Source organism: Pseudomonas sp. PDM22 (genome assembly GCF_014851965.1).
Taxonomy (GTDB): domain Bacteria; phylum Pseudomonadota; class Gammaproteobacteria; order Pseudomonadales; family Pseudomonadaceae; genus Pseudomonas.
The window spans coordinates 1-11,355 of record NZ_JACVAR010000007.1 but is presented as its reverse complement, the minus strand read 5'-3'; the positions used below and the strand labels follow the sequence as shown (position 1 = coordinate 11,355).

General features: G+C 58.8%; 9 protein-coding genes. All 9 read right to left on the bottom strand.

The window, feature by feature from the left end:
* Positions 1-60 precede the first annotated feature (60 nt).
* Positions 61-1,506 (bottom strand): SulP family inorganic anion transporter, encoded by a 1,446-nt coding sequence (locus tag IB255_RS23390; protein ID WP_081520864.1) that lies wholly within the window; start codon positions 1,504-1,506, stop codon positions 61-63.
* 179 nt (positions 1,507-1,685) lie between these two features.
* Entirely contained in the window at positions 1,686-2,456 is a 771-nt protein-coding gene (locus IB255_RS23385) for a hypothetical protein (protein ID WP_192210910.1), read from the bottom strand.
* A gap of 190 nt (positions 2,457-2,646) precedes the next feature.
* Positions 2,647-3,627: a tetratricopeptide repeat protein gene (locus IB255_RS23380; protein WP_192210909.1), complete on the bottom strand. Its 981-nt coding sequence runs from the start codon at positions 3,625-3,627 to the stop codon at positions 2,647-2,649.
* An 8-nt stretch (positions 3,628-3,635) separates the two neighbouring features.
* Positions 3,636-4,619 (bottom strand): tetratricopeptide repeat protein, encoded by a 984-nt coding sequence (locus IB255_RS23375; RefSeq protein WP_225594985.1) that lies wholly within the window; start codon positions 4,617-4,619, stop codon positions 3,636-3,638.
* An 11-nt stretch (positions 4,620-4,630) separates the two neighbouring features.
* Positions 4,631-5,602, bottom strand: a complete 972-nt coding sequence (locus IB255_RS23370) for a tetratricopeptide repeat protein (RefSeq protein ID WP_192210907.1) — start codon at positions 5,600-5,602, stop codon at positions 4,631-4,633.
* Positions 5,603-5,613: 11 nt separating this feature from the next.
* A complete protein-coding gene (locus tag IB255_RS23365) occupies positions 5,614-6,588 on the bottom strand; it encodes a tetratricopeptide repeat protein (protein ID WP_192210906.1) in 975 nt (324 codons plus the stop codon).
* Positions 6,589-6,591: 3 nt separating this feature from the next.
* Positions 6,592-9,753: a hypothetical protein gene (locus IB255_RS23360; protein WP_192210905.1), complete on the bottom strand. Its 3,162-nt coding sequence runs from the start codon at positions 9,751-9,753 to the stop codon at positions 6,592-6,594.
* A gap of 15 nt (positions 9,754-9,768) precedes the next feature.
* A complete protein-coding gene (locus tag IB255_RS23355) occupies positions 9,769-10,590 on the bottom strand; it encodes a hypothetical protein (RefSeq protein ID WP_192210904.1) in 822 nt (273 codons plus the stop codon).
* The coding region (locus IB255_RS23350; protein WP_192210903.1) for a DUF2345 domain-containing protein at positions 10,575-11,355 on the bottom strand (781 nt) is incomplete at its 5' end. The genes IB255_RS23355 and IB255_RS23350, both read right to left, overlap by 16 nt.

Sequence of the window (11,355 nt, the reverse complement as noted above, 5' to 3'; positions counted from 1 at the left end):
GTATCGCTTCGCTCCACACCATCCTACAAAACACACAACCCTGCCAGCCCGCTCCGCAACTCAGGCGTGCTGCGCGCCGGCCCGCTTGAGCAACTGCTTGCAGCGCTCGGACAGGTGCACCACCCGCAGGTGCTTGCCGGCCTTGCTGTAGCGCTCGCGCAGGGTCATCAGCGCGGCGATGGCGGAATAGTCGACGAAGCTCAGGTGCGCGCAGTCCAGGGTCACCTGCTGCGGGTCGCCGGCCGGGTCGAACTGGTTGAGGAAGGGCGTGGTGGAAGCGAAGAACAGCGTACCGTGGACGCGGTACAGCTTGCTGCCATCGGCCTCGTCATGGATGTCTGCGTACAGCTCGCGGGCATGCTTCCAGGCGAAATCCAGCGCCGCCAGGATGATCCCGCAGAACACCGCGGTAGCCAGGTCGGTGGCCACGGTAATGGCGGTCACCGCGATGATCACCAGCACGTCGCTCACCGGCACCTTGTTCAGCACCCGCAGCGAAGCCCAGGCGAAGGTCTGCTGGGACACCACGAACATCACGCCCACCAGCGCTGCCAGCGGGATGCGCTCGATCAGCGGCGAGAGGAACAGCACGAAGAGCAGGATCATCACTCCCGCCACCACACCGGAAAGTCGGCCACGACCACCGGAGCTGAGGTTGATCACGGTCTGCCCGATCATCGCGCAGCCACCCATGCCACCGAAGGCGCCGGAGACCATGTTGGCCGCGCCCAGGGCCACGCACTCGCGGTCCGGGAAGCCGCGGGTCTCGGTGATCTCGTCGGTGAGGTTGAGGGTCAGCAGGGTTTCCAGGATGCCCACCATGGCCATGAGGAAGGCATAGGGCGCGATGATCCGCAGGGTTTCCAGGTTCCACGGGATATCCGGCCACGCGAACTGTGGCAGGCCGCCGGCGATGTGCGCCATGTCGCCCAGGGTGCGGGTCGGCAGGCCGAGCAGGTAGACCGCCAGCCCGACACCCAGGATTGCCACCAGCGCCGGCGGTACCGCGCGGGTCAGCTTCGGCAGCCCATAGACCACCGCCATGGTTACGGCGACCAGCCCCAGCATCACGTACAGCGGGTTGCCGCTGAGCCAGTGTTCACCGTCCTTGAAATGCTCGAGCTGGGCCATGGCGATGACGATCGCCAGGCCGTTGACGAAGCCCAGCATCACCGGGTGCGGCACCATCCGCACCAGCTTGCCCAGGCGCAGCAGGCCGAACAGGATCATCACCACCCCGCCCAGCAGCACGGTGGCCAGCAGGTACTGCACGCCGTGTTGCACGACCAGCGCGACGATCACCACCGCCATCGAACCGGCGGCGCCGGACACCATGCCGGGGCGGCCGCCGAACAGCGCGGTGAGGGTGCAGAGGATAAAGGCGCCGTACAACCCCATCAGCGGGTTGAGGTGGGCGACCAGGGCGAAGGCGATGCACTCGGGCACCAGCGCGAAGGACGTGGTGAGTCCGGCCAGGACATCGGCACGCAGGCGGGCGGGTTTCATTTTTCTACTCGGAAGCGGGGAACACGAAGGGCCGGCAATGGTACGGAAAACCGCCCCGCCCGGCCACCCACCGGTCGCGCGCGCACTGTTTCAAGGCGATAGTGGATGCAGGACGCTGGCGCGCTGTCCATTCCTCCTCTTCGTCCGCGAAATGGGCGGGCTCTTCGGGTACAGGGCCCCTAACGACCCTGCTCCACCTCGTGACATTGCCGGCACCAGGCCCCTCCGCGGACAGCCGCAAGGGGTGCCTGCCAGGTATGTCCCTCGGAGCAGCACCACGTATAGGGATGGTGGGCAGCACGGTAACTGCTCGAAAGGAACCGCCCCCCGCGCGATAGCGCCAACTGCCTGGCCGTATCGAGCCCCTGCTGGCCACTTTCACTCTCATGGCAGGTTGGGCACCAATCCCGTTTCGCCAACAGAACGCGGGCGCTCATCATCCAGCTATGCCCGACGGCGCAGCGGAATCGGTAACTCTGGTTAGCGCCACGGTAGGGAGTGGAAAGGCATTCTCCGCCGAGCCGTTGGGCGAGTTGCTGCAGGCGTTGCAAACCGTCGCCGGGTGCCACGCCAGGCGCAATGCCGTCACGAATGCAATGCGGGCAACTGCTGTCAAAAACCGCATCACTGTAGCGTCGCGACCATTCATGGCTGGGCTCACGCTGGCAGCGGAAATGATACAGGCTCACATCCCCGTTCCAGAGTTTGTCCACGTCCAGACAAAGCGCGCCATCCTGCTGCGCTATCTCCTGCAGGGCTGCTATTCGCTCCACGCCCTGGCAGAAGCGGCATCCCTGAAGCTTTGCCAGGGCGCCTATCCGGTAAGCCATGACATGCCCCTTGGCGCACTGGAAGCGATAATTCGTACTGCGATTGACCCAGGCTTCATCCAGGCAGGTGAATTCCAGGCGCATCAATTCCCGCGTAATGATCGGTGGAAATTCAAACATGAAAGCCGGTACCCTCCTGCCTCTTTCTCTCTGCTGGGCAATTATTCATGGCATTGCACAAGTCACTGCCTTTCCAGACAACGGATACATGGCGTAATTCGCCCTGGCTGGCTGCAGCGGTGTACCACTTTTCCGATTCGGCGATCATATACACCGGCCATCCATAGATGCCGACACATACCGCCCATCACTAGAAACCCAGTTTATCGGGAAAATACGATAGCGGCGGATGGGTGGCCTTCCATTCAGTGCCGATCTTCTTGGCTTCCTCGATTTGTTCGGGGGACAAATGTTCGGCGATCCGTGGCAGCTCTCCTTGAGCAAAGTTCCTCGAATTTCCCCCTCCGTCCAACTCGAGCAGCAAGGACATCAGTCCATAACTCCTCACGTAGTCCGTTGGAATTCCCCAAGGGTTGCCAGGAATCGAAAATGAAACGGCATACTCACCAAATGTAGTTGTATATCCCGTTTCAGCCCCCTTTCTCAACCAGTATCGCGCCTGGTCCAAATCCCCTCTATCTTGAAGCTCTCCCGCGTACTCGAGCATAGCTTTAGGATATCCACCTTCAGCCGACCTCTGAAATAAATCTCTTATTTTCTCTGAACGTTTCCAAGGCAACAGGAAAAAGCCCATCCCCTCTCTATACATCACTGCCAAGTACCACTGCCCCCGTGGATAACCTGCTGCCACTGACTTTTCCAGCCACTCATCCTTGTTGGTCAAGAAATGAAGTACATACATGGCCTCGGCATCGCCTTTGTCAGCCAGCGCCTTGGCGGTTTCTCGACCTTGCAGCAACCACTCTCCTGCCGTTTTAGTCCCTGCAGGGCAATTGCCCATGGCATTGCACAAGTCACTGCCTTTGCCCGACAGTTGATACATGGCGTAATAGTCACCTTGGTTAGCCGCAGCGGTGTACCACTTTTCCGCCTCCTCCGTCATATATCGCTTATTGAAGCGTATAGTTTCCCCCAAATAATATTGCGCCTCACGATCACCCGCTTCCGCTGCGATCTTCAGGTAGGGTTCCGCAGAGATTGCTTTATGTTGACTATATAAAACTATTCCGTGAAACTTTGCCTCACTCTGCTCCGGGCCAAGTTCCGCTGCCCAAGCCAGAGTATGTACACTGGCTAAAACAAGGGCCGCCACCCATAGATGCTGTTCCATACCTCCCTCTACCAGAAGCCCAATTTATCAGGGAAGAATGATAGGGGCGGATGGGTTGACTTCCAGTCTGCGCCGATCTTTTTGGCCTCATCGATTTCTTCGGAAGTAAGGTGGCTAGCTATTCGTGGCAGCTCTCCCTCTACAAAAACCTGCATACCCCCGCCTCCATTCAACTCCAGCAATAGCGACATCAGGCCATAACTTTTTACGTAATCCACTGGTGTCCCCCAGCGATTTTCAGCATCGGAGTAAGAATATGCATAGTCGCTGAATATTGCGGCGTTACCAGTTTCCGCTCCCTTTTTTATCCAGCGCCAACCCTCGTCACGATTACCTTCCAATCTGAGTATTCCAGCATATTCAAGCATGGCTGGAGGATATCCGCCCTCAGCAGACCCTTTAAAAAGCTCCTTGATTCTGTCCGATCGTCTCCCAGGAAATATAAAAAACCCCTTCCCCTCTCTGTACATAGTCGCCAGGTACCATTGTGCTTTTGGGTAACCAGCTGCCACTGACTTTTCCAGCCACTCATCCTTGTTGGTCAAGAAATGAAGTACATACATGGCCTCGGCGTCGCCTTTGTCAGCCAACGCCTTGGCAGTTTCTCGGCCTTGCAGCAACCACTCTCCTGCCGTTTTAGTCCCTGCTGGGCAATTACCCATGGCATTGCACAAGTCACTGCCTTTACCCGACAACTGATACATGGCGTAATAGTCGCCCTGATTGGCTGCAGCGGTGTACCACTTTTCTGCCTCCTCCGTCATGTATCGCTTATTGAACCGTATAGCTTCTCCTAAATAATATTGCGCCTCACGATCACCCGCTTCCGCTGCGATCTTCAGGTAGGGTTCCGCAGAGATTGCTTTATGTTGATTATATAAAACTATTCCGTGAGACTTTGCCTCACTCTGCTCCGGGCCAAGTTCCGCTGCCCAAGCCAGAGTATGCACACTGGCTAAAACCAGGGCCGTCACCCATAGATGTCGGCTCATACTGCCCATCACTAGAAACCCAGTTTATCGGGAAAGTACGATAGCGGCGGATGGGTAGCCTTCCATTCAGCGCCGATCTTCTTGGCTTCCTCGATTTGTTCGGGGGACAAATGTTCGGCGATCCGTGGCAGTTCTCCTTGAGCAAAATTCCTCGAATTCCCCCCTCCGTCCAACTCGAGCAGCAACGACATCAGTCCAAAGCTCTTCACGTAGTCCGTTGGAATCCCCCAAGGGTTGTCAGGAATGGAGAATGAAACCGCATATTCACCAAATGTAGTCGTATATCCCGTTTCAGCCGCCTTTTCCAACCAATATCGTGCCTGTTCCAAATCGCCTCTATCTTGAAGCTCTCCTGCATACTCAAGCATGGCTTTAGGATACCCACCCTCAGCCGACCTCTGGAATAATCCCCTTATTTCCTCTGAACGTTTCCAGGGTAACAGAAAAAAACCCATCCCTTCTCTATACATCACTGCCAAGTACCACTGTCCCTGTGGATAACCTGCTGCCGCGGATTTTTCCAGCCACTCATCCTTGTTGGTCAAGAAATGAAGCACATACATGGCCTCGGCATCGCCTTTGTCAGCCAACGCCTTGGCGGTTTCTCGACCTTGCAGCAACCACTCTCCTGCCGTTTTAGTCCCTGCAGGGCAATTGCCCATGGCATTGCACAAGTCACTGCCTTTTCCCGACAGCTGATACATGGCGCAGTAGTCACCCTGATTGGCCGCAGCGGTGTACCACTTTTCCGCTTCCGCGGTCATATAGCGTGCGGTGTGCCGCAAATCTTCCGCCAGATAATATTGCGCCTCTCGGTCGCCGGTTGCAGCTGCTATGCGGAGATATGACTCACCGTCCTTGTACTGGTTGTATAAGGTTATTCCTCGACTCTTTGCCTCGCTCTGTTCCGCGCTAAGTTGTGCTGTCCCAGCCAGAGGCGCACAGGCTAAAACCAAGACCGCCACCCATAGATGCTGTTTCATACCTTCCTCTATCAGAAGCCCAATTTATCAGGGAAGAATGACAGGGGTGGATGAGCGGCTTTCCAGTCTACGCCGATTTTTTTGGCCTCTTCGATTTCTTCGGAAGTTAAGTGTCTTGCTATTCGTGGCAGCTCTCCCTCTACAAACACCTGCATCCCCCCACCTCCATTCAACTCCAGCAACAGCGACATCAGGCCATAACTTTTCACGTAATCAACTGGTGTCCCCCAGCGATTTTCAGCATCAGAGTAAGAATATGCATAGTCGCTGAATATTGCGGCGTTACCAGCTTCCGCTCCTTTTTTTATCCAGCGCCAACCCTCGTCACGATTACCTTCCGACCTGAGTATTCCAGCATATTCAAGCATGGCTGGAGGATATCCGCCCTCAGCAGACCCTTTAAAAAGCTCCTTGATTCTGTCCGATCGTCTCCCAGGAAATATAAAAAACCCCTTCCCCTCTCTGTACATAGTCGCCAGGTACCATTGTGCTTTTGGGTAACCAGCTGCCACTGACTTTTCCAGCCACTCATCCTTGTTGGTCAAGAAATGAAGTACATACATGGCCTCGGCGTCGCCTTTGTCAGCCAACGCCTTGGCAGTTTCTCGGCCTTGCAGCAACCACTCTCCTGCCGTTTTAGTCCCTGCTGGGCAATTGCCCATGACATTGCACAAGTCACTGCCTTTTCCTGACAGCTGATACATGGCGTAGTAGTCACCCTGATTGGCTGCAGCGGTGTACCACTTTTCCGCTTCCGCGGTCATATAGCGTGCTGTGTGCCGCAGATCTTCTGCCAGGTAATACTGCGCCTCCCGATCACCTGCTACAGCGGCAATGCGCAGGTACGGCTCGCCGTCCTTATACTGGTTATATAAGGTTATTCCATGACTCTTTGCGATCTCTTGCGCCGGCGTAAGCTTTTCAGCCCACACACACCCCGCCATGATCATTAACAAAAATACCGTAAAAAACGCCTTTATCTTCACAATTTACGCCCCCGGCCCTATATAAATCGCTCTACCACCGGGAATATAAGTTTTCCCATAATAGTCACTTGATTGACAAAAACCATCACGGAGAACGCCTAAAGCTTTGACATGACTAACATATCGGGAGCGAATAGCTATATTTCCAGGGAGACTAGCCCCTTCAGCACTAGGAACCACCCTCATAAAGCTATCCATCTTATGTCGATTATCACAATAGCTCTGCCCCTTATGGTCATGACTGCCGAATTTGTTCATTCTCGAACAGGCGCTATCGAATTGCCTTTGTGCATTGGCGATTTTTTCCGAGTCCGCTTTTGCATTGTCGACGATCCATCTCAATACTTGCTCTATCGCCTGTTGCTGGAAGAGATGGGACTCCTCTCGGGAATAGGACCGCTTCCGCTCTTCGCCACCACGAGGAGAATCAATGTACTCAACTACCTCGAATGCCTTGGGCGTCGATATCAATGACATCAGCATCGGCCCCAGTGCCGCTGGAATACACTCGACAAACCATCGCTCCAGCTCCTGTGGTTTCTTGTAAGTCATGATGGCGTGGGCAATAGGCCCACCCTTCCCGCCTCCGGTGAAGGCTTCGTAAACGCTCATCACGGCATCCGCGATCCGTAGCCCCAGCATGGCCTTCTCCTCGGCGCTGTTGAGCAGGTAGAGCAACGCCACATCCAGCCCGAGGCTGCCGGCAAAGTTGAGGTGCGCCAGCAATTCCATCGCTGGTGGAGTGATCCACTTCATGTCCCGTTGCTGGTTGTTGTGCAGCTCCCGGCGCAGCAGGTCGAGCAGGTCGACGATGGCTTCATAGCCCACGGCGAACGACAGGCTGCCCTGAAGCCCAGGCCCTGCGATCAACGCGGCCTTGATGCGCAGTATCAGGCAGCCTTTGCTCAGCGATAGACCGACATCGCCACGAGCTCCAGCGCCGATGGCCGCCGCCAACCCCCCTTCCAGGCGGGAGAGGCTGAGCCAGCCGCCATCGGGAATCGGCTGGCCGGGCATGTTGGGAACCCGTGTTGGCGACACCAGGGTCGGGGGCGGCGCCCAGTTCAGGGCGCCGGTGACGTTGATACCGGCCTGCAACCCGGCGAAAAGGTTGAAGCTTGCCTTGACGCCGTCTTCGATCTTGGCCTTGCCGGCCCGCCCTTCGAACAATGGAGGCGTACTCCCGGTCTTGGCGTAGCTGGCAGTGCCGTCCTTGCGTACGGCCGGCTGGATGGGATCGAGGCTGGCGCCATAGCCGGCGTTGCCGATGCCGACTTTCAGCCCGCCGGAAACCAGCACGGAGGCGCCGGCGAAGCCCCAGGCACGGAGGCTCATATGGACCGAGAACTTGCCGATGTTGATCTGGTGCGAGGTGCTGTCGCCCTCGACCTGATAAGGGACCTTCACCTCCGGGGCCTGTGAGCGTTCAGGCAAGTCGATCTTGAAGACTTCCACCTCGCCTCTGGCGAGGTTGATATCCGCGCTCAATTCGCCCGTGAGGGAGAACAGCTTCCCCTTGAATTTGGCGCCGGTGTGCAGGTCTTTCTGCGGCGGCGTCAGGAAGCGTACCAGCGCCGCCGAGGGGCTGTTGTCGAACATCCGCAGGCGTTGCTGGGCGTCGCTCTTGAACAGCATCTGGCGGAGCTGGTCGCTCCAGTCCTGGCGGGCTTTGGCAGTACTCAGCGACTTCACCTGGTAGCGGTGAGCTTGCAGGTACTGGTGGAACGCCTCGCCATCGAACCAGCCCTCCTTGTCGAACCACTCGCCCTGGGCAGCAATGCGCAGCGCGCCCTGGCTCAGCAGCCAGTCGTGAAAGTCGCTGGTGGCGTGGTCCTTGGCGGCCTTGCCGTCGCTGTTGCCCGGCATCTTCTTCAGCCCCTTGAGCATGTCGAGGCTGAGGTGATGCATGGGGGCGTCGGGACTGAAGGGCCAACTGACCTCGCGCAGGGGGAAATCGGTCTTGACCAGACGATCCACCGGTTGGGGGACGAAGGCCTCCGGGTTCCACAGCAAGTGACGGCGAACCTTGTCGCGCGCCACCTGAGCAATGGCCTGTTGCTGCAGCTGTTGCATCTGCGCCTGCAGGGCATCCCAACGCGCGCGCTCGGCGTCCAGCAAGCCAGCGGGCGGCATGATGTTCTGCCCGCTGGAGATGACCCAGCGCTGGTATTTCTCGCGCAGATCGGCTTCAACTTTACGCTGGGCATCCAGCGCGGCGATGTACTGCTTGAACCGGGCAATGCCGCTGGCGACGTCGCCCTCGGTATCGATCAGGGCGAATTCGGGAAGCGCCAACCCATAGTTGGCGGCCTGGGAAATCAGGCCGACGTAGTTGAACAAGGTCTTGCGCTCATCCATCCACAGCAGGACGCCGATGAGTTCGCCGCGGCACTCGCGCAGCTCCGCCGTGCAACGGGTGGCCTCGTCATACCGTGACTTGAGTTCGCGCAGTACCTCGCCCACCATGCCAAGGGCTTTGGACAGGGAGCCGTACTGGTCGATCAGTTTTGCGCGCGCCTCGTTATAGGCCTGCACGGCCTTGCGCGCGCTTTCCGCCTCGGCCGTGAAGAACAGGCCGTCTCGGTGGGTGTAGCCCTGGTTCTGGGCTTCGAAGATGGCGAGCTTGCGCAGTTGGTCCCACTCATCCAGCTCAGCGCCGCGCTGGGCATAGATGGAAAGCGCTCTGTTTCTGGGGTCGGTATTCAATGCCGCGCGCTCGATATTGTAGGTTTCCTGCAGGCGCGGTTCTTTTTCCTCGAACCGTTCCATGCGGGCCTTCTGGTCGCCGACCAGAAACCTGCTCAATCTTGGTTCGAGAAAGTGCTCGAGCAGCCCGCTGTCGTCCAGACCTCTTTGGCGCTCCTCAGCAGACTTGGTCGGGCTGACCAGCGTGCTGAGTTCGCGTGCTTTTTCGCGAATGGCGTTGGCAGCCGGTGTTGGCAGCAGCCAGAAGGCAGCCTTGTCATCGGCGCCTGTACCTTTCGGGTCTTCACTGGGGGTGTAGATGATGTCGGCGAATGCCGGCGAGCAACTCAGGCGTGGCTGGCCGAGCTGTTCTTCCGGGTTGGAGCTACAGGCACTGCCTGCCTGCAATGGGAGCTGAAGCACGGTATTTTGGCTGGCTGCTGCATCCCTTGGCGGCGGCGTACGAGATTGGGTAGTCATGGAAATCCTCGGCGGTCACAGCGCGAGCAGGCGCAGGTAGTGATTGAAGGGTGCATCGGCCTCTTCGAGGATGGCGCGCACGTCGGAGCGTTCGTTCAATGGGCCGCCTCGGCAAAGCCCGGCCAACTTGAGCAACCAGCGGCCTTCGTCGATATCGTGGCTGACGAGGAACCCCAGGTTGCTGATCAACGCGGGGAGTTGCGCTGTCGTGGGCTCGCCGAATGCATGGAAGTGCTTGTCCAGCCAATACACCCAGCGCAACGTGCGGGAGACGGCGTAGGTGTCTGCCGCCCGCTTGTAGGGAGCGGCCAGCGGATCGCCCTGCATCGGTGCTGTCCAGCGCAGCCAGGGCCCGGAGGGGTTGCCGATATGTTTGGTTGCGGGGCTGTAGACGGTGCGCCAGGGGCCGAACAAGCCGCGGGTGGCGGTCAGCGCCAGGGCGCCCCATTCCCTTGGGTTGTAGTAGTCGGAGAACCAAAGGCCGGCGCCGTCGTGCTGGTAGATCAGATCACGAGCGTGCAATTGCGCGGCAAGCGGGTCGTCGGTTTCGATGACCAGGCCAGATGTGTCCTGCACGGCCCGATACAGGGACAGGCGCGATTGCCCGGAACGAGCCTGGACCTCGCACCAGAGTGGGCCTTCGCGGGCCCTGTCCATGTGACCGGTGCCCGCCAGCAGCGGTAATGCCTTGTAGTGCATGCCATGGCTGACGGCTCGCAGGGTGCCCATCAGGTCGGGGCTTGCGGCTTGGTCGAAGACGAAGCAGGTGGCGGCGTCGCCCGGCCCCACTTCGGCTTGTGCCAGACGCTGGAGGAAGGTGTTCAACCCCGTATGCATGGGCAGTCCTCCCGCGTGCAGGGACCATCGATTTGTTTGCCACAAGCCGGACCTCCCAGGGGGGGTGATACAAAGACGGGAAGCGACGGCTCGGCCTCCTTCGCCGGCAGTACGGGCAGATCGGGAGCAAGTCTGGCTGGCCCAAGGAACGCAAAGTGCGCTGCCTTGATATTGCAATCCCCCTTGGTGCCCAACTCGATACGGTGCGGATCGAGGGTGATGTAGGTGCCGCCGGCGTTGAAGGTGATCTTGCGTCTGGCGGTAATGTGTATTTCGTCTTCGGTGCTGACGATGTCCAGCCCCTGGCGGGCCAGCAGTTCCAGCTTGTCGTTCTGCGCCTGGATGATGACCGGGCCCTGGTTGGCGAAGAGCTTCATGCCCGCCTTGCGCACGAACAGGCCGATGCTCTGGCCCACCGCTGCGGTGAAGCGCCTGGCGACGCTGATGTCCATGTTCGCGCCGGCGGTGGCGATCAGGTTTTTTCCGGCAGCCAGTTGCAGGTGCCCGCCACTGGTGGCGGCGATGCCGTCGGGTGCCGATGCGAGGATGCCCGGTTCGCGAAGCAGTTCGAGCGCAGCCTTGAGCTGCTCCGGGGCGTACTGGTCGGGCTCGTGTGCCACGGCCAGCGCGGCATCGCGGGCCATGGCGCGGACCTGTTCCAGGGCTTGCTCCAGCTCGCGCACGGCGGCCTGCATGTCCAGCGTTTTGCCCTGTGCGCCGGGCTGGGCGTCGGCGCTGATGAACAGGCCCTTGCCGGCGCGCACC

Bases quoted from the DNA above. Each gene is read 5' to 3' on its own strand.
- IB255_RS23390 (WP_081520864.1), bottom strand. From the start codon at position 1,506: ATGAAACCCGCCCGCCTGCGTGCCGATGTCCTGGCCGGACTCACCACG.
- IB255_RS23385 (WP_192210910.1), bottom strand. From the start codon at position 2,456: ATGTTTGAATTTCCACCGATCATTACGCGGGAATTGATGCGCCTGGAA.
- IB255_RS23380 (WP_192210909.1), bottom strand. From the start codon at position 3,627: ATGGAACAGCATCTATGGGTGGCGGCCCTTGTTTTAGCCAGTGTACAT.
- IB255_RS23375 (WP_225594985.1), bottom strand. From the start codon at position 4,619: ATGAGCCGACATCTATGGGTGACGGCCCTGGTTTTAGCCAGTGTGCAT.
- IB255_RS23370 (WP_192210907.1), bottom strand. From the start codon at position 5,602: ATGAAACAGCATCTATGGGTGGCGGTCTTGGTTTTAGCCTGTGCGCCT.
- IB255_RS23360 (WP_192210905.1), bottom strand. From the start codon at position 9,753: ATGACTACCCAATCTCGTACGCCGCCGCCAAGGGATGCAGCAGCCAGC.
- IB255_RS23355 (WP_192210904.1), bottom strand. From the start codon at position 10,590: ATGCATACGGGGTTGAACACCTTCCTCCAGCGTCTGGCACAAGCCGAA.